Raw genomic sequence first — 23918 nt, forward strand, 5'->3', positions numbered from 1 at the left:
GGGCGTTTTTATGTTGTTAGAAAGTATTTTGCTCGGCGGGGCAGTCAGCAGTACCGTAGCGAGGATGATAAAGGCAGATAAGTTAAATGAAAAGGCTGAAAGTGTTAATGTCCGTTCGTTTGAACGAGTAGTGGAGGCAGAAGAAAAGGTCAAAATACAAAGTTCAAAAACGCAAGCCAGCATTCAAAAGCTTATCAATCGAAAACGGGGTATATATAAAACTTCAATTGTAAACTTTTTAGAGCTGTACAGAAATCTACAGAAAATTGAAATGGAGGAGGGAGCGGGATTAAAGGAATTGCGTTCTTCTTTTCTATCTCCAATTGCTGTTGAATCAATGAATAAGATGGTTGGAGTATCTAAAAGTGAACTATCTGATTCTCAAGTTTTTTCTACTTACATATTTTCAGGAATTGCCGGAGTGATAAAAAAAGAAGCAGAGATGAACTTGTCTGCAGCTAATGCCCGTAGCTCGCAATCATTCATGATTGAAAAACAAGCAGAGACAATTTGCATTGCTCTGGATGCTATATTCCAGCGTTCAGAACATATCTGTGATGTTCTACGGAATTTAAATGCATTATTTATCAGATCATTGCAACAATGTAGATCAATTATCCAACGTAACGATAACGAAAAAAATCAATATTCGCAAAAAGACAGGGAAGCTTTCATGATTTGTTTCAACTTTGCCAAAGGAATCAAAGATATATTGGATGTTCCTCTACTTGATGAGACTGGTGAAATTAACTTGAAATCACTTGAATTGATAGAAACAGGAGAGGCTTTTCTTAACAAAATGAAGAAAATAAATATTTGATATAAGGAGAAAATTGAATGCAACAGTTAATGAAAAGAATTGCCGTATCAGATAAATGTGTAGCTTGTGGATCATGTGTTGTAAATTCTGAATTTCTAACAGAAACCCCTGAGGGTTTTGCCATACCTGTTGATCCAGGATTAATTACCGAAGTGCAGTATCTTGATTTTAAAGAAGTAGAGGTAAGCTGTCCCGTTCAGGCCATATCTGTAGAAGATGAATATATCACAGGACATAGTGGGTCTGAGGCACTTGTAAAGCTCAAAGCTTTGATCTCCGAAAAACTGGATAACTTTTCAATTCCTTATCCCTCCCAATCAGATTATGATTTTGTTGAGAACAACTATGAAGCTCCTCCACTATTAACTAAAGACATGTCTGCCAAAGTGTATAACTCATACGATAAGGCAGATAGAGAAGGCTTTAATGCCTTTAAAGATACGATGTACTCCCAGCAAAAAGCACTTATTCAGGCAGTTTGTATTAATTACAAGACTAAACAACTCAAGAAGTTTTCCTATTATAATAAAACTGAAGGAAATTACTTTTATGATATCAATCGAGAAATAGCTAAAACGCTAGGAGAAGTAGTTGTATTAGGGCAAGCGATCTCTAACAATCAGCTAAATCTCCCTGCCGATTTTAGTGAGTTTGACGTTGGTCCTGATTTTGGCTTTGAAGGAGAATCTTATTGTTATCGGTTGAGGCATTTGGAGCGATACGATTGGAATACCGGAATGAAAGAGGCTGAATTTTTCAAAACTTACATCAACGTTGAAGATTACGGAGATGGCTACAAATATTCACTAGTCGAGGCCGAAAAGACATTCCGTGAATACATTGTATTTGGGCTCTCTATGCAAATGTATAAAGAGTTAGATCCGAAAATTGAAACATTGTATAAGAAATATTCAGAAGTATTCCAGGAGACATTAAATAAAAAGTTAAGCCTTTTAAAATCCGAACTGAAAAAACACATTAATTTAGAAAGTTCACCAAATGTCAATCAAGATGCAATTATTCAACAAATTAAATCTCTCGTGAATGAAACTAAGTCAATCCCATTAAAAAAGGAATCTGTCTTTCGCTCAATTGATACAGATTATGACAGCTCTTTTCGTTTTTCATCTCACAGTAAAGCGAGTGAGGCAGCACAAAATCGTGTTTGGCGGCTGTATAAAGAATGCTCAAATTATTTAGAAATTGGAAATGCAGATAGAATTAGTTTTGACTTAGCAAATAAGTATCAGACTCAACTGGAAAGTACGGTCAATACATTTAAGAAGAAGCTACAAGCGATTTATGATAAACATGGTATGGCTTATCCTAATTTCACATTGGAGCTTGATTGCGGAGCGTATATCATACTTGTAGATCTGTCAGATTATAATCAAGTAACTTCTCACATAAATGGGGGTATTCGCGAATTCATAGATGAAAATGTAATAGGCTGGGGCAGAGGGATAGATAAGGAAAACTACTTCTCTTATAGTGATCTAAGCTATGATGTAATAGAATCTATTACATGGAAGCAAGGCTTATTTGGAGAGAAAGAAGTTCCTGTCTTCTGCTATCATTACTTCAGTGGAGAATTTCTAAGTGGTTTTTATAGAGCTATTGAAGCTTGTTGTGATTATGTATTTGAGAGTGGTTATATGAGAACCTTGGTATTCAAGGTCTACGAATCTTTGCAACAAGAAGTGAAACAAAAAATTATACCTACATTAAAAAAATGATAATTTCTTTAGTGATGATCTACAAAGTAGATAACTTGAATTTTTTAATGTACATAGTTTGATGTGGGAGGGGAAGTATGGAGAAAGATAATGAATTGCTTTTACGTAAAGCTTATGAAAAACTGAAGATTGAATTATCTCAACCTGAAAACCAATATATTGAGCGCTCTGCTGTGCAGTTATTGGATGAGTTAAGCCAAGAAGTTCTTAACTGGAATATTAATGATACAATCTCCATATTCGATAAGTATTGGACAGCCACAAGAGCCAATGATATTTCAAAAGAGGGCACAGCTAAAATTTTCCGTTCAGAATTCAATAATATATTTCTTAAAGATCAAGATGTGCAGAATAAGATTCAAAGTTTAATTTTACTTCGCTTGCAAGAACCGCTTGACTACCGTCTTATTAGTAAAATTGCAAATGTTAAATTAATTGAGCAACTAAATAGAATCCCGTTTGAAAATGGTAGACCACTTTTCTACGTACATCGTTTAGAGATTATGATTTTTCCGCAGCTGTTTACTACTATAGCTGATAGAAATAAATTGGATAAAACAGCAAAACTACTTGGTATTAAAAGTGATAAAGTCGCTTTTGAACGTGTACAGTATCAAATCCGTGAAAAGGTAAACGACTTTATTCACAATGAGAGACTAAGTCAAGAAAGCGAATTTATAAAAAGTGCAATTGCCTGGTGGTTACTTGAAGTAGGAAATAATTAATTAAGTAACATGTATAATGTACGTGTATTATAAAAGTTATAAACGATGAACAAGAACATCTTCCTATTGAAGTCGCTATTATAAGCGGCTTTTTTATTTCGTCGTTACAAGTTCTTATCCTACGCCAAGGACAAAAAGCGTATTTAGGTAAGGATTTTTTGGGAGAAATACGCATTATAGATTAACAAACTGTGTTTTTGAAGGTAAACAAAGGCTGCTAAGCATTACAAAATTGAAATTTAGTAATAAAACTAGCCGCTGAGGGACACGAACCTGTTTCAATTCCTGATTAGCGACAATACTAAAAGTCTTTATATACGCGATATATTCTAAACGGAATGGTTTCCATCGACCTTATTACTTCCTGATTCTGTTAAACTCCATTTTTCTATCATTTCTCCAATACATGGCATAAAAATATTTAAAATGGCCCCACTGAAGCAGACAGCCAGTGCAGTTCCTATACCTATGGGTCCATTAAAAATGAATGCCATGACCAGGATTACAACATTAATCAGAGTTCTCGCAAAAAATATATTCGTTCGAGTTATTTTTTGTAGTGAGAGTGTTAATCGATCGATCGGAATCGGTGCAAAATTGGTCTGTAGATACATGGCCGTTCCTATTCCTGCAACAACCAAACCAGAGCCGAAACACAAAAATTTCAAAAACAATAGATCAGGTGCCACCCAAGTCCGTAACAATAACAGCCAGAAATCAATACAAATGCCTGTTATAAGTGCAGTTACTAAACCCAAATATTCAGGTTTTTGTTTTTGTAGCAACGAATTAAAAAATATCATAACTAGGGCAATGATAATCTCCCAGCTGCCAACAGTTAAACCTACGTTTAGGGACAATCCGACCAGAAGAGCATCGAATGGAGAGCTTCCAAGCTTTGATTGTATGGTCAATGTAATGCCAAGAGTTAAAATTAAGATACCTATTGCATAAATTAAATATTGATTTACACGTGATAACGGCATCATTTCGATAATAAATCTTTCACCATTAGATAATGCGGTATTCCATCTTCCATAAATACATCGGAGGTCGTCTGGTATCCTAGCTTGTGATAAAATCCCTCTGCATGTGTCTGTCCGTGTAATTTAACTTTGGAAATTCCTTTATTTTCTGCAATTTCTTCAAGTGATGTAACGATTAATTTACCCAGACCATATTGGCGATAAGGTTTCAAGATACATATTCGATCGAGTTTACCTACGCCATCTCGAAGAATAATTCTGCCTGTTCCGGCGGGTAGTTCATTAAAATAAACCAGGATGTGCTCACATTGTCCATCTAAATTATCATGATCATCAAACTCATCTTCAAGGGGTACATTTTGTTCTTTTACAAACACTTCTTCTCTTATTTGAAAAGCGATGTTGAGCCCCTCAATGGAGTCTATTTTTTTTGATTTCATTTCTTATAATCCTTTCAGAAATTCATTTTGTAATGATAAACAAATTAAACATTCTTTTGGATGATTATAAACGATATAATTTTTGTTGTAAATACAACAAAAAAACTGAAGGATTACGACTCAAAAGAAGATGGTTTTATTGTGTGTTTAAAGGAACGGCATGAAAATCTCTCAATGTAGCTCCTAACGTATCAATCTCTGGTGGCCCTTCGTCTTCCATCTCTTCTGAAATTACTTATAAAGTAGAGAAAACAACATCGGATTTCTCATTCAATCTTTAGAATGCTATTATGAGGCCATAAATCATTCTATGGCTTCGTCTTTATTTTGCATGATGTAAGGAGCAAATATTATGGATAAAAAAGAAAAGAAGTTTATTATTGCTATTGTTATAGTTGTTGCAGTTGTTTTGGGAATTATATGTTACTTTAAAATGGCTTATTTATAAAATAAACCTTAGATGCCTGAAGCAAATATTGAAATTCAAACAAAAATGGTTGATAAGGGCGCTATTAATTGAAGAAGTGCTGAATACACCGAAGGACAAATAAAGGTCGGGTATGAAGTAAATGGATTCAGTTTGAAATAGTATAATGTCTCTTGTAAGCTATACCATGGCGGAAGTTTAATTTCTTCTTCTGGCTCGACAGATGGAGGCTTAATAGAATTAGACGAACAGCATTATTACTTTGTCGGTTTTGAGGATATAGATGAAGTTAATCTGCCTGACTCACAGGGAACGTTAGTTCAATGATATAGAGTAGCTGATTAAGGGAATCAGCTGCTTTTTTCTATATCGTCTGTATCGGGCAGTTTACAGAAAAACTCCTTTATACATTCACATTCAATTCACCCATTTGAGGAAAAATCATGGTGAGGTGCATCTCATCGACATAGTGAAGCTCCTAAAGGAAGGGATTCTTATGATTGGTTTGCATTATGGAATTTCCCACAAAAAAGAGAAGAACATGACTTAATCAGTTATTATTTTTTCGCTAAAAAGTTCGTTTGGCTTCGGAGGGGCATAATTCCGCAATACATATCCGAATATATAAAAGTGAATAAACATTAGCGCAGGACCCTGGTGAAGCTGGGGTCTTTTAGTTGTTGAGCCGCTTGTTTGGCCCGCCATATCGCTGACAAAATCACAGCGACTGAAATTTTTCATTGCAAATCAAACTTTTTGAACAACTCGCCCGTCTTGCTTCCGTAAGGCAATTGCAATTGATGGTTACCCGCGCGGGCCCAAAGGAGTGTCTGATTAGATGAGAGTCGGCCGGAAGCTGGAAAAGCTTCTAATTCAATGTATCACCGATAACCAAGAAAGTGCATATCGACTGGCTTACAGCTATGTCCGCAACAAAGAGGATGCCCTCGACATCGTACAGGATGCCATCCATAAAGCGTTCATGTCCATCGAAAACCTGAAGAATACGGGTTCATTAAAAAGCTGGTTTTTTCGGATCATCGTGACAACGTCCCTGGATTTCATACGAAAACAGAAAAAAGTCCAAATCATGGACGAAGAAAAACTGGAGGTTGTGCTTCCAAGCAGCCAAGATCATTATGCCGATCTGGATCTGGCAAGATCACTGGATGAGTTGCCGGAAAAATACCGTATTTTGATTATCCTTCGCTTTTTTGAAGATATGAAGATCGAAGAAATTGCCGAAGTGCTCAACGAGAATCTCAATACCGTAAAAACAAGGCTCTATCAAGGACTGCAGAAGCTTCGGGTGAACATGAGCGAGGAAGATCAAGAGGAGGAGAGACGATAATGAATGATAAGCTGAATAGGATGAAGCAGGAGTATGAGTCCATTCCTATTCCTGATGAATTAAATGAGATGGTGAACAGAACGATCGCTTCCCGGCGAACAAAAATAAAGGCCATGCCCTGGCTCGTAAGCGCTGCAGCTGCCTGCATCCTGCTGTCTGTCGGCGTAAACGCTAGCCCGACCTTCGCCAAGGCGCTATCTGAAGTGCCGGTGCTCGGGCAGATTGTCAAGGTGATCACCATCCGGGAATATGCCGAACAGAACGAAAACACCGATGTGCATCTTAAAACGCCCGGCATTGTCGGTACCGGCGATTCTGAACTGGAAAAGTCCCTAAATTCCAAATATATGGAGGAAAACAAGAAGCTGTATGAAGGCTTCAAGGATGAAGTATCTCAACTGGAAAAAAGCGGGGGAGGGCATCTCGGGCTGGAAAGCGGCTATGAAGTCGTCACCGATACGGACCAGCTGCTAACCCTCTCTCGTTATGTCGTCGAATCAGCCGGATCCTCCGCGGAATCCCGCAAATACGATACCATCGATAAAGTCAACCATATCGTCATCACGCTGCCGAGCCTCTTCAGCGATGAACGCTATATTCGAGTGATTAGCGACAATATTAAAGAGCAAATGAGTCAGCAGATGAAGGACGACCCAAGCAAGGTTTACTGGGTTCAGCAGCCGGGGACCGAGGCGGATATGCCAGAGGATGATCTGTTCCGCAGCATCGCGAAGGACCAGAATTTCTACATTAATCAGAACGGCAAGCTAGTTATCAGCTTCAATGAATATGACGTAGCGCCTGGCTCCATGGGCATTGTTGAGTTTACGATTCCGACAGAGGTGATTCAGGAATTGCTCGTCAGCAATAAGTATGTTCAATAACTACTATACGACTAAATCTTTTTTAATCACCAGGAGGTAATTACAATGAAAACGATACAACATACAACAAAATGGACTAAAACCTTGGCCGCAGCCGGCTTAGCAGGCATTCTGATGGTATCCGCTTCCGGGCATTCTTCCGCACATGCACAGGTCCAATCCGCTTCCGGTAACGGACAGATTACGGCTCCCGTGCTTGCCACGAAGATGGTTACAAGCAAGAAACTCCACTCATCTGAGAAATGGCTGAAGACTTATATTACCATTCCCGTATTCCAAGGACTCGCAGACAATAAATATCAGGATCAGCTGAACGATATCATTGAGACCCATGCCTCCAAGGATCTTGCAAAATGGGAAAAGGCCGCCGCTGAAGCAGCCACCTTGGCCAAAAAGAATCGCTACACCATGCATCCCTACCAGCTGTTGATCCAATATGAGCTGACATCAGACGGATCGGACAACGGCATGGTCTCCCTTAAAATCACCACGGAGGGGACTGGCATGAACAATCCCGATACACGTGTCGACACGTACAACTTCACAAATGAAGCACAGGCGAAGCGCGTAACGCTTGAAAATCTGTTCGGTAATAAGTATCTCTCCATTCTGGATGCGTATATTAAATCAGCAATTGCTGCAGAGCAAGAGCATTATTTTAAAGGGAAGGACGGGTTTCAGAACATACACCCCGAGCAAAGCTTTTACGTGAAGGACGGCCATGCACATATCGTATTCCAAAAATACAGCATCGCTCCGGGATCAACCGGCACTCCTGAATTTGCCGTGAAGCTCCCGGACCAGAAAGCCGTACACAGAGCTGTCCAAGCAATCATTCCTACCAGCAAGCATTACATCGGCAAAGACGGTAAGCTAATGATTCTTTTAGCCAGCGTGCTGCGCCAGCTGAATTAAGACGTTACTTGGAATGGCAAAAGCAAAACCACCGACATTACCAAAGGAGCCCTCAGGAGCTCCATCAGCTTGAACAAGGACAGCTATTTTCTTGGAAAAAATGCTTCCCACAAGCTCGGGGCGGTAAAGGAAATGAGAAATGGATACGTCTACGTGCCGCTGGAATTCCTGTCCGATATTCTGAATTTGAAGGTCATCCAAGACAAGCAGGGTCAGATCACGATCTCCAATTCAGAAAATTAAAAACGCGCTTTTCTCCTTTTCTGTCCGCCCTCATATTCGATCACGGCACAGACCGCCCGCAAGAATTTGCGCCAGCGGTCTTTTTTTTCTTGTTGGGGGCTTGTGACCCGCCCAATCACAGTGGTTGAAATTTCTAATTGAAAAATCAAACTTTTCAAACAATTTGCCCGTCTTGTTTCCGTAAGGCAATTGCAATCGAAGGTTACCGGCGAATTTTTCTATGAATTTTATGTAAGAACGAGTTCATAGATTAATAGTTAGCATAAATTACGAGATGATAGGACGTGTACAGGTTTTGAAATCACACCATGAATCAACACAAGTGAACGGAATTGCAATTCGCGGTGGAAGTCGCAAAAGAAGAAGGAGGATTCGTTATGGAAAGTTAAGTTTGGTACTTATGGGTTTGATTCTCCTTGTCATGGGGACTACGTATGTATTCAGCGGTAAGACACATTGGATAAAGACGATGGTTGAACCGCCACCCATTTCTGTTATTAAAGAGCCTGTTCAATTAGGGTTCATACAGGGTTCGCCAGACTCAAAAGAGCAACCGACGAGATTCTTGGGTCAAATCAGAAAAGTAGCGTATATTACCTTTGATGATGGCCCTAGCAAATACACGGAGCAATTGCTTGACATTATGAACCAGTATGATGCTAAAGCTACTTTTTTTATGGTTGGAGAGAATCTGGATCACTACCCGGAAGCGGTGAAACGTTTGGTGAAAGAAGGCAGTTATCCCGGGTTGCATAGTATGACACATAGTTATAAAAAGTTATATAAGAGCGGCAGCTCAGACAACTTTTTGAATGAATTTAAAGAAGTACAAAATAAGGTCGAGGCTTTGATTGGATATACACCTCATCTGATACGTGCGCCTTATGGAAGCAGCCCACAGATCGGTGAGGCATTTAGAGGGGATATCGCGGCAGCAGGGTTTAAAATGTGGGACTGGACAACGGACTCACTTGACTGGAACCTTCCCGGCCAGCCCAATAAAATTATATCCCGGATAGAAAGAGGCGCACACCGAGATATAGAAGTTATTCTGATGCATGAACGGAAACAGACTGTAGAAGCTCTGCCACAAATTCTTAAGCTACTGAGAGCAAAAGGCTATGAGTTTGAGGTTTACAATCCGAATGAGCATATGGTTGTTAATTTCAGCCACGATCCTCGCTTGTAATTTAACTTAGATAAAATAACAGTAAAAGAGGGGAAACCGGTGAAAATCACAAGTAAAAAACGGATATATGCGGTTCTTATTACCTTATTACTTCTCCTACTTAACGGATGTGGAGAGCCTCAGGAGCCTGCGGTCAATCAGATTAATCATCTAGCTCAAAATAGTCAGGCGATCGACAAATCTCTGGAGTCCCTTTCAAATCATGAACAAGAAGATATGAAATTATACAATTTTATTCTGAGGCAAGGGAGGGAGAAAAACAGTAACGTTACAGGACTGCTGGAGCAAGTGGAAACCCATATACAGGCGCGAAGAGCTATTCTTGAACAAATAGAAAAAGCTAGGCAGCAGGTAGATGAACAAACGAAATCACTTCAACAATCACTGCTGAAACTTTCGTTTGAAAAAGAAAAAACACTTTCTCTTGCGGAAAAATCTCTCGAACAATATGAGTCAAGAAACCAAACACTTCAGATGTTTATTGCAGCTTATGGATTGGGTTTGGATGCTGAAGAGCAAGTGTACGGAGCAATGAGAGGGCGTACTAAAACAGATCTTAAAGAAATCAAACTTGCTATTAAAAAGAGAAATGCTCTATATGACAAATTGAGTGAAATTCAAGAAAAGTTCAACTTACTGACCAAGACATTTAACAGTACTCAAGAGCAGCTTATGAAGCTAAGCCAAGAAAGATGAGCGAAATTAAGATCGGTAACTCTCATGTTAGATCATGAACCGATGGGTAGAATGGGGACAAGAACATGTTCACAGCCAAGGACTAGTACTTGTACTCATTGCCGGAATTGACATGTACATAGTCCGATTACCGATTAGATATATGTCTAAATAAAAAGCGATCTAAAGGTGAGCGAGCTTTATCTTGGGTCAGTAGCGCTACAGGGAAATAGTTAACCCAGAGAAAGCAATGAAATAGGTTGTTTACTTCGATATGAAATGTGTCTTATAATTTTATAAAGATACATTTTGTATCTCAAAGAGTTTGTTTAACACAATTAATGTAAGTAAGGTTACTCGCATCTTGGTACCAGTTTTTGTAGAAAGGAGGGGACGACTGATAGAAACGAAAAAAACGCCTTGGTTGGCACCAAAATTAGAAGTTCTGGATGTGCGGCAGCAAACGATGGCTGGCCGTGGATACAAGCAAATTGATTGGATTTCCGAACATGATGCTGACCTATATAATCCAGCGTCCTCAAGTTAAAAATCGTATTCTTGCTTAAAAAAGTCGCCTGTGGGCGGCTTTTTTATTTTATCGGCATAAGTTCGTGTCAAGAGCCAAGAACAAGAATATAGTCCAAGTACCAATTAGATAGGTATCATATAAAACACTATTATAGAGGCGAGTGGGCTTTAACTTGGGCAGTTAGCGCTACAGGGAATACTTCACCCATAGAAAAGGATGAAATAGTTGTTTACTCCGATACGTATTGTGTCTTATAATTTTCAAAAAGATACATATTGTATCTCAAAAGTTTGTATCGCGCAAGTAATGTACAGGTGCTCGCATCTTGGTTCCAGTTTTGTAGAAAGGAGGAAATGACCGATGGAAAAGAAAAAAGCGCCTTGGCTGACACCGGAATTAGAGGTGCTGGATGTGCAGCAAACGATGGCTGGCTATGGATCCAGGCAAATTGATTGGATCGAAGAACATGATGCAGACCTGTATGATCCGTCCTGAGATCCTACTTCAAATTAAAAATCGTATTATTGCTCAAAAGGTCGCCTGTGGGCGGCTTTTTCGATGCTAAGATGAGGGACAAGAACATGTTTCAATTTCATATACATAAGCAACTTCAACAAAATCATGGTGATACATCATCGTAAACGGCTCTTCTTTTATCAGCCTCAAGTGCAGGGAGTGAAGGAGTCAATAAATTACTATTCGCTAAATGCGATTGAATTGTGCATGATCAGATTCACTCCGCTTCGTAAGTCATTTGGTAGAAAGCATTGGTTACGGAAAGTATATATTTATTTTTTGACGAATTAAACTATATATCGGATTCATTTGTTATGTTAGACAGATTCCACATCATTTATAGCGCTGTGATAGGGGAGTGATCACTTTGAATACTTCTAAACAAATGATGCCTCATAATTCCAATGGTCTGTTTAGTACACTTGGAATTTATGGCGTCCAAGGAGTCTTTATTATTCTGTTCTTGTTATTAAGCCCTATCTACTATTTAAACAAATGGGACTTTAAACGTCGCAAAAAGCGGAAACCTTTCTACACCAGTAAATTAGTTCGATTACAAGAGCGTTATCCGATTCTCTACGAATTAGCCATGTACGTTCAGAACTTCCCTATTCCTCATAATGTATACAAAGTTTTACCCCCTTTAAGGGGCGATGTTCTTCAGGTGGGCTGTGGTACAGGTTTACTGAACAAGTATCTTCGCAAGCAGAAGGATATTCGTTTTCTCAATATGGATCCGAATTTAAATGCGCTGAAACTTGGAAAGAAGTGGGGGAGGTTTGATTCCTATATCCATGCCTTCATTGATAAGCCGACTTCTTTACCTGAACATTGCTGTGATATGATTTTATTTGCACGAAGCTTTCATCATATTCGTCATCACAAAAAAGCCTTCATTGAGAGCAGCAGATTGTTACGTGATGGTGGATCAATCATTATTACGGATCCGGTTATACTCAAGTCTCTTTCAGGTTCTGTAACGGATGGTGGTTATATGGCGAACTCTTCGATTGATGGTGTAATTTGGAGATTTACCAAAGAAACATTAATTACTCACATCGAGCGCTGTCTTCCTCCTGAATTAAAGATTGAATCCGTAACCGAAACGAGACAAGTGCATGTAACGAATTATAATTTATTTGTGCCTCAGACAGATATCGTAGTGGTTCTTCGTAAAAGTTATTTTCCGAACTAGTTACGGTAGAGAACTCGAATATTCGTAACGAAGCAAACCATGGTTTTGCGGGGGAAGAATTGGTTTAAAAACCGCAGTAAACGAAAGTTGTAAAAAGGGCCGGTTGTCGAGGGACAGGAATATATATCCATTAAAGTCGCTAATTTAGCGGCTTTTTTATTTTATCGGTACAAGTTCATGTCCTTAGATTGGGATAAGAACTTGTACCAATTGCCTGAAAAGAGCTTGTTGAATGTTTGCGAAACCATTTATGAGAAGAAGAAGTAGCTTTATTGTTACTCTCTGCACCGACTGCTATGGAATATTATTCTCAGCTAGGCTTTGAAAAATAGAGGAAGCATTTTTGATACCAAGAGTAAAGTAACCTGTCTGATAGGCCATGAAAAAGCTTCAACAACACAAATGATTCTACGATTAGTATTGCTCGTTAATCAAAAAGGCCGCTGATCCACCTATTTCTAATCACTCCAGGCTCATTGTAGTAACTATTCTCAAGTTTTGGTTTTAACCTCCAAAAACCTTTTTCCCACTGTGAACAATCGGGTTCAATATATTGAAGTCCGCTAATTACAGAATCAATATCAGAAGGGGAGAGATCGATGAGTTCTTTTTTATGGAATAGGGCTGTAAAGCCATGCTCAATAGAAATTTTGCAGTTTTTGTTAAAATTAAGGGAATAGTATGAATGCCCATCTTTAGCATGGTCATGTAGAATCTGAAGTATAGGAAGACCTACATATGTATGTAGATCCTCTATCTTTTTAGGATTAATCAATTCAAACGAGTGATTTTGTTCATCATATATCTCATAAGAAATCCCGTAGGATTGCCATTCCAACAAACTTTCTAAGAAGATTGTATATATCTCGTGAAAATGCCTTTTAACAAAATGAATTGTATTTAGATCTTCCGTGGTTAGTGCATATTTAGTATCGATATACGTATTAAGCGAATATATCTCCGTATTAAATAAATCTACCGAAGCTTTAACCTCCAATGCCCCTTCCCAACTTTCATATTTTTCGATGTAGCGCAATTGATCTAATGTTCTGTTCATTGTTCACCTCATAATCAATCTTTATTGAATATACAGCTTTATATATGTAGCTTGGGTCTTAGACATAAAGACGAGATACCTAACGTAATTCTCACCACTTTGAGCAGACGACTGACTAAATTTTATATGCTTGAAAGTAAAATATAGGATTTTCTACATATAACACTAAGAAACAGAATTGTACTATGATTGGCAAAGAAGGCCTTATTTTAAAAATGATATGTTCTCTCCATCACTAATTAATATAACAAAAAATTAGGCTCAATAGACAATGAAAGTGTATTGAAGAAGTGAACTTAACAAAATAGTGGCTGCACACGGGATTGTCGAAGAACAAGAACATAGTTCGATTACCGATTAGGTGTATATCTAAATGTACTGATAGCAAAGGAAATAAATTAAGCCAAGTAAAAGAATAATTTTACATTAATAAAATCCAAATCCGTGAGTTAGCTGTCTATATAACAGGAGGTGGACGACAATGATAGATGCCCAGCAACAAATCAGCGCCGCACTAAACGGAGATCACGATGCCTTCGTTTCTCTTATAAAGGATCGAACGGATAAGCTGCACCGAGTGGCTCGCCATTATGTACGGGAGTCCAAAGATGCGGAGGATATCGTTCAGGATGCCCTGGTTAAGGCTTATGAGTCACTGCACACGCTGCAGCAAGCTGAAGCCTTTGAGAGGTGGCTTACCAGAATTGTGGTGAACCGGGCGCTCAATCATCTGGAGAAATCCAAGCGTGTTCACCTGAGCGAAGACCCGCTGGCACAAGAGCCATTGGTCGTTAATGATATCGATCAAGCCCTGGATCTGGAGCGTGCATTGGCCAGTCTGAATCCGAAGCTACGTCAGCTCCTGTTTTTAAAATATAAGAAGGACCTGACCCAGCAGCAAATCGCCCATCTCCTGGATATGCCTTTAGGTACTGTAAAAACACAATTACGGAAGGGGCTGGAACATTTGCGCAACGAAATGGCTCAAGATTTTCTCGAACGAGACCTGGATACATTACGCCTGAAGTTAAGACAACAAGCAGAGCACCAGTTTGCCGTTTCACCGGATTATAATTTAATCGTTAATGACTATCAAGAGAATACCATGAGGGGAACAGGGAAGGGCGAAGCGGGATTCTTATGGGTTAAAACGGGGAGTGATGACGCCGTTTCTGCTACACTCTCCAAGGACGGCAACTTGATAGACTATTCCATTTCCTGGGCCTCATTGGACAACGAGACACGGCTATCTGATGAGAAGCTCAAACAGCAGGCAGAGCAATTCCTGGAAGATCATTATCCCGGCGCACTGCGTGACTTTCCGTATTGTGAGATGGAGTGGATGGAAGGGATGTTTGGGTACACACGACAGCAGAAGGCGATGGGGCTGCCACTTCCTGAGACGGGATGCCTGATTATGGTTCACCCCAGCGGTCACGTGGTCGGATTTAGGTACTACGGAACCGTTACAGGGCCGGCACTCCCAACCATGATCACACCAGAAGAGGAACAGATGGCGTATATGAAGGCAAATTTTTTGCTACATGTGGAATATTGCAAATTGGACAAAGCCGTGTACACGGATGGTGACGATCAGGTCCATCTTGTTTACGCTCCTCGAAGTAGAGGACTCATCTATACTGCATCATCACAAGAGGAAGTTCTAACAACCTATAGGGCAGAAGCTGTCCCCTCTGACCCAAGAACTCTGGACGAGTGGCCAGGTGAGTTCCCGCTCGCACGAAGCCTAGAAGAGTGGATTGGCGTAGACAACGACCAATTTCAGTTAGTACAAGACGACAATATCGACTCGAACATCAAGTTGATGGTGTGGAAGCAACAGAATGAAGAACGTCCAGCCAAGAATGACCGGTCTTGGAAGGCCTATTGGGCTGATCAGATGGAGGGAGCGGTCAAGGCGCGAGTAGACAGCCAAACTGGACAACTGATTGACTTTGTTTCGCATGGTAAGCCAGATCAACTAGCTCCATTAACCTGGGATCGAGACGCATGTATAGAAGTAGCTATGGACTATGTCCGAGGAATAGCAGCCGAAATGTTGCCTTATCTCAGGCTTCTAACTGAAGAGACCGATGACGAAGATCGTTTGGAAATCATTCGCTTTGGTGTATATGTTCAGGACGTATCTGTCAGGGATGAATGCTATCAACTAGCTGTTGACCGCTCTAATGGGAGGGTCAAAAGTTTGATGTCCCCCTCCATAAGGCCAGAACAGTTAAAGAAAGTGGTGACCGCACCTTCATTTGATTCCCAGACAGCCATCCTCCGTTGGACGGCACAGACCGAGTTGCATCTGCAATGGGAACGCATGCACAATGCTAGGGCGGAAGAGGCCTCGTACGAACTAGTGTATCGAATGATTGGTAGCGAGCACAAGCGGACGCCCGAAGTGCTTGATGCGCATACGGGGAAGTTATACGAAAATACTTTTTACTGACAAACGTAGAACAGCATTGGAAGGAGGTTGGTGTCCATTCCAGAATGGACACCAACCTCCAATAATAAAAATAATATTGTCGAGGGACAAGATCATAGACTAAATACCGATTAGATGTATACCTAATCGGTATTTAGTCGTTAATTCATTAAACTAACGGGCAGGTGATTATTTTGTTAAAAATTAAAATAAGAGTTGCCCTATATAACCTTCTTTGATATAAATACAATAAATACTGCCAAAAATGGTTCGATTGTATGTTAGTTGTTTAGTAGGTTACAAGTTTTCTTTGTCATGGATAGGAATATATAGGTAGTAGGAGGTTTTTGCATGGTAAAAGTACAAGAACGTCGGCATTTAGTCTTGATTGGTAACGGGATGGCTGGGATCAACACGGTGGAACAGATCTTAAAACTGGCACCCAGCACCTACAGAATTACCGTATTTGGGAGTGAACCTTATCCCAACTACAATCGTATTCAGTTATCGTATGTGCTAGAGAAGAGTAAAGCAGTAGAAGACATTATTTTGAATGACAGGAACTGGTATTTAGAGAATGGAATAGAGCTATATACCGGAACGACTGTAACACATATTGATACGGAACAAAAAATTGTGAAGGCAGACAATGGTATGGAGGTTCCATATGACAAGCTCATTGTTGCAACCGGTTCCAATCCGTTTATGCTTCCGGTACCAGGAGCAGATAAAGAGGGGATTGTAGGTTTTAGAGATATCGCAGATTGCCAAAACATGCTGCATGCAGCAGATCAGTACAAGAAGGCTGCTGTTATTGGTGGGGGCCTGCTCGGATTGGAGGCTGCCAAGGGGCTGCTCAAACTGGGGATGGATGTGACAGTGGTCCATCTGTTTGAGGAGATAATGGAACGTCAGCTCGATCATACCGCCTCACTAATGCTTCAGGCAGAGCTGGAAAGCCAAGGATTGAAATTTGCTACCGGCAAACAGACTGAGGAGTTTCTCGGAGATGATCGGGTCAGCGGGATTCGTTTTACCGACGGAACGACGCTGGATGCAGAATTCGTAGTCATGGCGGTGGGAATTCGACCAAACACTGCATTAGCCAAGAAAAGCGGCATTGTGGTTAATAGCGGGATTCTTGTGGATGATTATATGCGTACTTCAGCACCGGATGTTTATGCAGTAGGGGAGTGCAACGAGCATCGGGGCATTACATATGGGCTGGTAGCTCCACTATTTGAACAGGGAGCTGTCCTTGCGAAGCATCTGTGCGGAGTGGATACGAAGCCATATGAAGGATCTGTGGTATCTACTCAACTAAAAATATCTGGTGTAGACGTGTTCTCCGCTGGTGAGTTTATGGATGCAGAAGGACTGTCTATAGTGCGGATGCATGATGAGTGGTTACGTATTTACAAAAAAGTTCTCCTGCGCGGCGGACGGATCGTCGGCGGTGTTCTGATTGGTGACGGAAAGGAATCTTCCAGACTGCAGCAGTGGATTCGAACAGGCACGGTAATGACAGAAGCCATTCATAATGCGATTATGGGACAAGCCTCGGTCGAAACCGGGAATACAGCCGCAGAGCTGGCGGATGAGGAAATCGTATGTGGTTGTAATGGTGTGACGAAAAAACACATTGTGGATGCCATTAACGAAAAAGGATTAACCACAGTAGAAGAGATCAAGGTGGCCACAAGTGCATCGCGTTCTTGTGGAGGTTGCCGACCGGTTGTAGAGCAGATTCTTCAATATGTGCTCGGAGACAAGTATGATTCAGCGGCGGCGAAACAGGAAGCAATCTGTTCCTGTACCACACTGAGCAGAGATGAAGTCGTGACGGCGATTAAAGAAAAGGGGCTGATCACATCTAAAGAAGTAAGATATGCGCTGGAATGGGATAACCCGGAGGGCTGCTCTAAATGTCGTCCTGCGCTGAACTACTATCTGGGTATGATCTGGCCAACTGAGCATGTGGACGAGAAGGATTCACGTTTTGTGAATGAAAGGATGCATGCGAACATTCAAAAGGATGGAACATTTGGCGTTGTGCCGCGAATGTACGGCGGGGTAACCACTCCGGACGATCTCAGACTTATTGCTGATATTGCGGTGAAATACAACGTCAAGCTGGTTAAAGTAACCGGTGGTCAGCGGCTGGACCTGCTTGGGGTCAAAAAAGAGGACCTACCAAAGATCTGGAAGGACCTTGGCATGCCGTCCGGTTATGCGTATGCGAAGGCGCTTCGTACGGTCAAGACATGCGTGGGATCACAGTTCTGCCGTTTTGGTACGAAAGATTCGATGGGGATGGGAATAATGCTTGAGAAGAAGTTCGAGCGGTTAGATATGCCGGCCAAGTTCAAGCTTGCCGTTAACGGCTGTCCGCGTAACTGCGCGGAGTCAACAACCAAGGATATTGGGATCGTCGGTAATGAGGGAGCTTGGGAAATTTACGTTGGCGGTAATGGCGGAATTAAAGCCCGACTTGCTGAACTGCTGTGTAAGGTGCGAACAGATGAAGAACTTCTGGAGATTGTCGCGGCGTTCATGCAGCATTACCGGGAGACAGGCAAATATCTGGAGCGGACCTCGGAATGGATTGAAAGGATGGGATTGGAATCCGTCACGGAAGCTGTAGTCAATGATCTGGATAACCGCCGGGTTTTGGCTGAGCGAATGGAGGTCGCTCTGGCGCAGGTGAAGGAACCATGGAGTGAAATCTTGAATAATTCGAATTTAAGGGAAAGGATGTTTGAAGAGATTAGTATCTCTACGAAACAGGACTAGAAACAGGAAGGGGCTGCATGATGGAACCGAAACTGAATAAAAATGAATACACGTATTATCTTGTTGGCAATGTAGATGATTTCACAGAGAGACTGGGACGAGTAGTGCGCTTAGGTAATGAAGAGATTGCGATATTTAAGACAACGGACGGACGTATCTATGCTCTTGAGAATAAAAGCCCTGGCCCGCGCGGAGGCACGATTGCAGAAGGAATTATATCCGGGGACGTCCTGTTCGACCCAATCTGTGACTGGAAGATTTCGTTGACGGATGGTCAGGTGCTTGATCCTGATACGGGACAGGTTCGGACTTATCCGGTTCAGGTTCACGTAGAAGAGGTACGAGTTGGATTACTGAAGAATGGGGAGAGACTTTCCATGAGTAAAGACCTTCAGAACAAGAACGAATGGGTGCTTTAATTGTGGAGATTGCGAATTATTATGAAAGTCAGCGAAGTGGAGTAAAGACAGATTAAAAGGTTCGAATAGGTGGGCTGTAAAACATCACTCATATCATGTCGAGGGACAAGAACATGATCCCATTAAAGTCGCTATTTTTAGCGGCTTTTTTTATTTTATCAGTACGAACAAGTTCTTGGTAAGTCATGATTTGTCAGTGGACAAGAACATTGTTTCATTTTGGTTAGAGCGCTAGCTTTTTCAAAGAGTAGCATCTCTTCGTAAACTTTATGATTTTATAATCAATTGGTTATATAAAGCTTATTTCATATATATTATAATACGGCACGGAAAGCGCTTACCGCTTAAATTAACAGAACTAACTAGTCAGCCGACTTTTCAAATGCATAACAAAAAAGAGAGGATGACGAACAAATGAAAAAACGCAGTGCTTTAATCACCATCGTTACACTCCTTATTATGTCACTTGTTTTTACTGCATGTGGTAATTCTTCTGGTTCAAAAACGGAAACAAAGCAATTAGGGGCTAATGCCGGTGAGAATGCAACAGAATTGTCATTTTGGACATTCGTAGATTTGCACGGCAAGCATTTGGATAAAATGCTGGGGTTATGGAACCAACAGAACCCAGACAAACAGATTAGGTTGAATGTAACGGTTATGCCTTACGATGATATGCACAACAAGCTCTTATTGGCAGTTACAAGCGGAAAAGGTGCTCCTGATATCGCGGATATCGAGCTTGGTAAATTCCCTAAATTCTTGGAAGGTGACAACGTTCCCCTGGAATCTTTGAATGATGTATATGCACCATACAAAGACGCTGTTGTTCCTTCACGTGTCGAGATTTACTCCAAAGCCGATCAGGTTTATGGCTTTGATTATCACGTAGGTGCTACGCTTGCTTTCTACAACACTGAAATTCTTGAACAAGCAGGTGTTGACTACAAGACCATCAAAACATGGGAAGATTACAAACAAGCAGGGATCCAGGTTTACGAAAAGACTGGCAAGTACTTAGGTACTGCTGATACATCAGCTTCGTTCCAAGCATCGCTGCTACTAGCTCAGCAAAATGCTGATTTTACTGATGAAAATGGTAATCCAAAAGTGAATTCGCCTGAAATGATTAAAGCACTTGAAATGTTAGTCGATCTACAGAAGAACAATGTTATTCATACGATCCCTGGCGGACAACCCGACACAGAAGAAGCAAAAGGCGAATATAACAAAGGCAACTACGCAAGTGCATTAATGCCTGAGTGGTACATGTCCCGCTTTGTAAACGAAATGAAAGACCTTAAAGGGAAGTATGCAATAGCTCCATTGCCTGTATTCGAAGAAGGTAACCCTCGTTCCGTTGGCTTAGGCGGTACTGGCACAGTTGTTACTAAAAATGGTACAGACGTTCAGTTGGCAAAAGAATTTGTAGCCTTTGCTAAGCTTTCGAAAGAAGCTACTACTGAAATTTGGAATACACTTGGATTTGACCCAATCAACATGGAAGTATGGAAAGATGATGCAGTTACGAAAAACCCTGAAAATGAATACGTCCAATACTTTAAGACAAATGCATTTGATACTTTGAATGAAATCAAGGACGAAATTCAAGCGATAAAGTCCGTTAAAGCTTCACCAACCATTGGCAATATATTCAATACGGTTACTTTGAATGCGATCTTTGAAGATGGCCAAGACGTGAAGGAAGCGTTGGATGAAGCACAAGCAGCAATTGAACAAGAATTGAAATAAATATAATAAGTAAATGATTCGATTAAACCTGTTGGCAGGTATAGTGGTCGGCAGGTTTAACCATAGTCAAGGGAGATTGAGAATATGATAAAGAAATTTGTATACTCTCAAAAAGCTGCACCTTATGTTTTTGTATTGCCATTTATACTCATATTTTTGATCTTCTGGTTATATCCGCTTGTAAATTCATTCGTAATGAGTTTTCAAGATCGGATGTTGGGGCAGGATCCTAAGTGGATTGGTGAAGCAAATTATTCGAAATTGCTTACAGATAAAGTGTTTTTGATATCTATTAAAAATAGCGTTGTGTACATGTTAGGAACCTTAGTGCTGTTAATTCCCTTTCCCATGTTATTCGCCGTTATGATCAACAGTAAGTTAATGGTGGGAAGAGAGTTTTTTAAATCTTCGTTCTTTCTCCCTGCCTTGACATCTGTCGCAGTTGCGGGGACCATTTTCCGTCTTACATTCGGTGAAATGGAAGGTTCATTAATGAACAGTTTCCTGGGTCTATTTGGTGTAGAGCCTATTAAATTTTTGAAAGACGGAGCATGGAGTATGGCAGCACTGTTAATCCTCGCATGTTGGAGATGGACGGGCGTTAATATACTTTACTATCTATCCGGTTTGAAAAGCATTGACAATGAATATTATGAGGCTGCTTCAATTGACGGGGCATCTGCTTGGCAGAAGTTTAGAATGATCACAATGCCATTATTGAAGCCGACCACGGTATATGTTACCACAATTAGTGTTTATGCTGGTTTAGCCATGTTTACCGAGAGCCTGATGATGTTTAACGGTAACAAATCACCCCAAAATATTGGTCTAACCATTGTTGGATATCTGTATAGACAAGGGATTGAGCAGAATAAGCTGGGTTACGCAGCTGCGGTTGGTATCGTTCTATTAGTTATTGCTATGGTTATCAATTTAACGCAGTTGAAATTTAGTGGAATGTTCAAAAAGGAGGAGGATTAAAGTGGGCAGAAGTCAGACAAGGAGTGATTTCATCTCTAGAATAGTAATTATTTGTTTCTTTATTATACTATTCGTTATAATTATGATCCCATTCTACGCAGTGGCCCTATCTTCCTTTAAACCAGGTGAATCATTAGTTAGATATGGTCTTAACCTAAGTTTGGATTTTGAAATCATGAGTTTTGATAATTTTATTTTTCTGTTTACTGGAGAACATGATTATTTTGTGTGGTTTTGGAATAGTATGATTCTAACAATTGTTCAAGTGGTTTTAACACTTTTTGTAAGCGCATTTGTTGGATATGGTTTTGCTGCATATGATTTTAAAGGTAAGAACTTCCTCTTTATATGTGTTTTGCTCATTATGATGGTGCCTTTCGAAATATTGCTGGTTCCTTTGTACAGCCTAATTAATGATTTGGGAATGGTGAATAGCTATTCAGCAATCATTCTACCGGGTATAGCTAATGCCGCGACCATATTTTTCTTCAGGCAATATCTAAGAAGCATACCCAAAGAGATTATTCAATCTGGGCGGGTTGATGGAGCAAACGAGTATGCGATTTATTTCAGATTAATTATGCCGATTATGAAGCCATCCTTTGCGGCAATGGCCATTTTGAATGGGATGAATAGCTGGAATAATCTATTGTGGCCATTCATGGTGCTCGGAGATCAGAGTAAATATACACTTCCAATCGGTTTGAAAACGTTGTTAACCCCTTATGGCAATAACTATGACCTATTGATCGTAGGCTCCTTTTTCTCCATCGTTCCAATTTTCATACTGTTCATTGCTTTTCAGAAATATTTCATAGACGGTATGACTGCAGGTGCTGTTAAAGGGTAGTATATATTATGAAACAGGTAATAAGATGGAAATCCAACAACAAGCATCACAAGACAGAAACGAATGAAGGGTTGTTCGACCATCGGACGTGCTAGAGAATGAAAATGTCAATCCGCTCCAAGGCCGTTGGATGGAAAGAGGGCAGGTCCGTACCGAATGGGAAAGCTTAGCCCTCGATGCTACCTCATGGCGCAAGTCGCAAACAGCGGTTCTCTCGACAGATGATAGCATATCAATGTATGGTCCCAGTCATAATTCCTTCACAGTGTCAGAGGACGAAGAAGAGACGCTATTTGTGTTTCACGCAAGAACATACAAGAACATTATAGGAGATCGCTGTACGTTCCAAATCGCATACATTCGTGATAGCGCTTTTGTGGACGGTTGACGGCTGACCAGATTTCCGCGGCTCTGTTGCAGCACTTGCACGTTCTTTACAATGAACGAGTGTCCCAACAAGACTGATTGATCGATTAGAGTTCGTTTATCCAACTTCCCAAAGAGAGACAGGAAGAACATCGAAGGCACCCTAATTGGGTACAGTGTGCCTTCGATTTCGCTCTAAAGATAATAAGCCGAACCGTATCATAAGGGCAAGATAGCTTAATAAATAAGTCGAAGAGTGGGACTAACTTTGCTTAAAGAGGAATAAGATAACGTAATTTATAAAAATGTTGTTCACGGAATACTTAGGCTATCGCTAATATTAAATACTTTATATACATAAAAGAGCTCAAAGAACTATGGAAAGAAGAGGGCGAGGTTCAGTCACACGTTGATAAATGTCCAAGGACAAACTTGTACCGATTGCCGGAATGGACAAGAGGATGTTGTGGTTCAAGGTGAAGTCGGTGAAAAGGAGCAACTGGGAAGAACTCACTGATCGTAGATGAAGAGCAAATATGTTTGGATTAAGTGGATGTGATTTTAGTCCAATCCATTTTCTTACTACGTGGGAATAAGGCTCTCAACAGTACAATTTAATGTTGGAAATCATT

At 40.5% G+C, this 23918-nt stretch carries 21 protein-coding genes and 1 pseudogene; 18 read left to right on the forward strand and 4 right to left on the reverse strand.

Features of this window, described 5'->3' with window-relative positions; genetic code table 11:
- Positions 1 to 10: 10 nt before the first annotated feature.
- From MHI38_RS02950 to MHI38_RS02960, 3 genes are all read left to right on the forward strand, one after another.
- A complete protein-coding gene (locus MHI38_RS02950) occupies positions 11 to 820 on the forward strand; it encodes a hypothetical protein (RefSeq protein WP_090916359.1) in 810 nt (269 codons plus the stop codon).
- Between the two features lie 17 nt (positions 821 to 837).
- The gene (locus MHI38_RS02955) at positions 838 to 2556 is read left to right on the forward strand and encodes a ferredoxin (RefSeq protein WP_090916361.1); all 1719 of its coding nucleotides are present in this window, start codon (positions 838 to 840) and stop codon (positions 2554 to 2556) included.
- A 77-nt stretch (positions 2557 to 2633) separates the two neighbouring features.
- Positions 2634 to 3281, forward strand: coding sequence for a hypothetical protein (locus tag MHI38_RS02960; protein WP_090916363.1), 648 nt, complete (start codon positions 2634 to 2636; stop codon positions 3279 to 3281).
- Positions 3282 to 3610: 329 nt separating this feature from the next.
- Here the strand turns inward: MHI38_RS02960 and MHI38_RS02965 are convergent, their stop codons facing one another.
- Entirely contained in the window at positions 3611 to 4270 is a 660-nt protein-coding gene (locus MHI38_RS02965; protein ID WP_341180926.1) for a YczE/YyaS/YitT family protein, read from the reverse strand.
- Positions 4267 to 4707, reverse strand: a complete 441-nt coding sequence (locus MHI38_RS02970; protein ID WP_145331130.1) for a GNAT family N-acetyltransferase — start codon at positions 4705 to 4707, stop codon at positions 4267 to 4269. The genes MHI38_RS02965 and MHI38_RS02970 overlap by 4 nt, the downstream gene beginning before the upstream one ends.
- 1265 nt (positions 4708 to 5972) lie before the next feature.
- On the opposite strand from MHI38_RS02970, the gene MHI38_RS02975 reads away from it, so the two are divergent.
- From MHI38_RS02975 to MHI38_RS02990, 4 genes and pseudogenes are all read left to right on the forward strand, one after another.
- Complete coding sequence (locus MHI38_RS02975) at positions 5973 to 6485, forward strand: RNA polymerase sigma factor (protein ID WP_145414276.1); 513 nt, start codon at positions 5973 to 5975, stop codon at positions 6483 to 6485.
- Positions 6485 to 7369 (forward strand): DUF3298 domain-containing protein, encoded by an 885-nt coding sequence (locus tag MHI38_RS02980; protein WP_341180927.1) that lies wholly within the window; start codon positions 6485 to 6487, stop codon positions 7367 to 7369. The genes MHI38_RS02975 and MHI38_RS02980 overlap by 1 nt, the downstream gene beginning before the upstream one ends.
- A 45-nt stretch (positions 7370 to 7414) precedes the next feature.
- Entirely contained in the window at positions 7415 to 8284 is an 870-nt protein-coding gene (locus MHI38_RS02985) for a DUF3298 and DUF4163 domain-containing protein (RefSeq protein WP_341180928.1), read from the forward strand.
- Positions 8285 to 8296: 12 nt separating this feature from the next.
- A pseudogene (locus tag MHI38_RS02990) lies at positions 8297 to 8527 on the forward strand (stalk domain-containing protein); the annotation flags it as partial.
- Here MHI38_RS02990 and MHI38_RS02995 read toward each other — a convergent pair.
- Positions 8524 to 8685, reverse strand: coding sequence for a hypothetical protein (locus tag MHI38_RS02995; protein WP_341180929.1), 162 nt, complete (start codon positions 8683 to 8685; stop codon positions 8524 to 8526). The pseudogene MHI38_RS02990 and the gene MHI38_RS02995 overlap by 4 nt on opposite strands.
- Before the next feature lie 137 nt (positions 8686 to 8822).
- Between MHI38_RS02995 and MHI38_RS03000 the strand changes: the two genes are divergently transcribed.
- The 5 genes from MHI38_RS03000 (at position 8823) to MHI38_RS03020 (ending at position 12631) form a co-directional block, all read left to right on the forward strand.
- Positions 8823 to 9716 carry a polysaccharide deacetylase family protein gene (locus MHI38_RS03000; protein WP_341180930.1) on the forward strand — a complete coding sequence of 298 codons (894 nt, stop codon included), beginning with the start codon at positions 8823 to 8825 and terminating at the stop codon, positions 9714 to 9716.
- Positions 9717 to 9755: 39 nt separating this feature from the next.
- Positions 9756 to 10412: a YkyA family protein gene (locus MHI38_RS03005; RefSeq protein ID WP_341180931.1), complete on the forward strand. Its 657-nt coding sequence runs from the start codon at positions 9756 to 9758 to the stop codon at positions 10410 to 10412.
- Positions 10413 to 10815: 403 nt separating this feature from the next.
- Positions 10816 to 10938: a paeninodin family lasso peptide gene (locus MHI38_RS03010; RefSeq protein ID WP_341180932.1), complete on the forward strand. Its 123-nt coding sequence runs from the start codon at positions 10816 to 10818 to the stop codon at positions 10936 to 10938.
- A 342-nt stretch (positions 10939 to 11280) separates the two neighbouring features.
- Positions 11281 to 11415 carry a paeninodin family lasso peptide gene (locus MHI38_RS03015; protein WP_341180933.1) on the forward strand — a complete coding sequence of 45 codons (135 nt, stop codon included), beginning with the start codon at positions 11281 to 11283 and terminating at the stop codon, positions 11413 to 11415.
- Between the two features lie 388 nt (positions 11416 to 11803).
- Positions 11804 to 12631 (forward strand): class I SAM-dependent methyltransferase, encoded by an 828-nt coding sequence (locus MHI38_RS03020; RefSeq protein WP_341180934.1) that lies wholly within the window; start codon positions 11804 to 11806, stop codon positions 12629 to 12631.
- 427 nt (positions 12632 to 13058) lie between these two features.
- Here the strand turns inward: MHI38_RS03020 and MHI38_RS03025 are convergent, their stop codons facing one another.
- The gene (locus MHI38_RS03025) at positions 13059 to 13688 is read right to left on the reverse strand and encodes a hypothetical protein (RefSeq protein ID WP_341180935.1); all 630 of its coding nucleotides are present in this window, start codon (positions 13686 to 13688) and stop codon (positions 13059 to 13061) included.
- 481 nt (positions 13689 to 14169) lie between these two features.
- On the opposite strand from MHI38_RS03025, the gene MHI38_RS03030 reads away from it, so the two are divergent.
- The 6 genes from MHI38_RS03030 to MHI38_RS03055 all read left to right on the forward strand — a co-directional run bounded on the left by MHI38_RS03030 (position 14170) and on the right by MHI38_RS03055 (position 22920).
- Positions 14170 to 16146: a sigma-70 family RNA polymerase sigma factor gene (locus MHI38_RS03030; protein WP_341180936.1), complete on the forward strand. Its 1977-nt coding sequence runs from the start codon at positions 14170 to 14172 to the stop codon at positions 16144 to 16146.
- A 330-nt stretch (positions 16147 to 16476) separates the two neighbouring features.
- Positions 16477 to 18918, forward strand: a complete 2442-nt coding sequence (nirB, locus tag MHI38_RS03035; protein ID WP_341180937.1) for a nitrite reductase large subunit NirB — start codon at positions 16477 to 16479, stop codon at positions 18916 to 18918.
- A gap of 17 nt (positions 18919 to 18935) precedes the next feature.
- Positions 18936 to 19337, forward strand: coding sequence for a nitrite reductase (NAD(P)H) small subunit (locus MHI38_RS03040; RefSeq protein WP_341180938.1), 402 nt, complete (start codon positions 18936 to 18938; stop codon positions 19335 to 19337).
- A gap of 414 nt (positions 19338 to 19751) precedes the next feature.
- The gene (locus MHI38_RS03045; protein WP_341180939.1) at positions 19752 to 21089 is read left to right on the forward strand and encodes an ABC transporter substrate-binding protein; all 1338 of its coding nucleotides are present in this window, start codon (positions 19752 to 19754) and stop codon (positions 21087 to 21089) included.
- Between the two features lie 84 nt (positions 21090 to 21173).
- Positions 21174 to 22070, forward strand: a complete 897-nt coding sequence (locus tag MHI38_RS03050; protein ID WP_154891873.1) for a carbohydrate ABC transporter permease — start codon at positions 21174 to 21176, stop codon at positions 22068 to 22070.
- A gap of 31 nt (positions 22071 to 22101) precedes the next feature.
- Positions 22102 to 22920, forward strand: coding sequence for a carbohydrate ABC transporter permease (locus MHI38_RS03055; RefSeq protein ID WP_445667223.1), 819 nt, complete (start codon positions 22102 to 22104; stop codon positions 22918 to 22920).
- Positions 22921 to 23918 lie beyond the last annotated feature (998 nt).

Origin of the sequence: Paenibacillus sp. FSL K6-1558, assembly GCF_038002565.1 — a bacterium.
Lineage (GTDB): Bacteria > Bacillota > Bacilli > Paenibacillales > Paenibacillaceae > Paenibacillus > Paenibacillus polysaccharolyticus.

Bases quoted from the DNA above. Each gene is read 5' to 3' on its own strand.
- MHI38_RS02950 (WP_090916359.1), top strand. From the start codon at position 11: ATGTTGTTAGAAAGTATTTTGCTCGGCGGGGCAGTCAGCAGTACCGTA.
- MHI38_RS02955 (WP_090916361.1), top strand. From the start codon at position 838: ATGCAACAGTTAATGAAAAGAATTGCCGTATCAGATAAATGTGTAGCT.
- MHI38_RS02960 (WP_090916363.1), top strand. From the start codon at position 2,634: ATGGAGAAAGATAATGAATTGCTTTTACGTAAAGCTTATGAAAAACTG.
- MHI38_RS02965 (WP_341180926.1), bottom strand. From the start codon at position 4,270: ATGATGCCGTTATCACGTGTAAATCAATATTTAATTTATGCAATAGGT.
- MHI38_RS02970 (WP_145331130.1), bottom strand. From the start codon at position 4,707: ATGAAATCAAAAAAAATAGACTCCATTGAGGGGCTCAACATCGCTTTT.
- MHI38_RS02975 (WP_145414276.1), top strand. From the start codon at position 5,973: ATGAGAGTCGGCCGGAAGCTGGAAAAGCTTCTAATTCAATGTATCACC.
- MHI38_RS02980 (WP_341180927.1), top strand. From the start codon at position 6,485: ATGAATGATAAGCTGAATAGGATGAAGCAGGAGTATGAGTCCATTCCT.
- MHI38_RS02985 (WP_341180928.1), top strand. From the start codon at position 7,415: ATGAAAACGATACAACATACAACAAAATGGACTAAAACCTTGGCCGCA.
- MHI38_RS03015 (WP_341180933.1), top strand. From the start codon at position 11,281: ATGGAAAAGAAAAAAGCGCCTTGGCTGACACCGGAATTAGAGGTGCTG.
- MHI38_RS03025 (WP_341180935.1), bottom strand. From the start codon at position 13,688: ATGAACAGAACATTAGATCAATTGCGCTACATCGAAAAATATGAAAGT.
- MHI38_RS03030 (WP_341180936.1), top strand. From the start codon at position 14,170: ATGATAGATGCCCAGCAACAAATCAGCGCCGCACTAAACGGAGATCAC.
- nirB (WP_341180937.1), top strand. From the start codon at position 16,477: ATGGTAAAAGTACAAGAACGTCGGCATTTAGTCTTGATTGGTAACGGG.
- MHI38_RS03040 (WP_341180938.1), top strand. From the start codon at position 18,936: ATGATGGAACCGAAACTGAATAAAAATGAATACACGTATTATCTTGTT.
- MHI38_RS03045 (WP_341180939.1), top strand. From the start codon at position 19,752: ATGAAAAAACGCAGTGCTTTAATCACCATCGTTACACTCCTTATTATG.
- MHI38_RS03050 (WP_154891873.1), top strand. From the start codon at position 21,174: ATGATAAAGAAATTTGTATACTCTCAAAAAGCTGCACCTTATGTTTTT.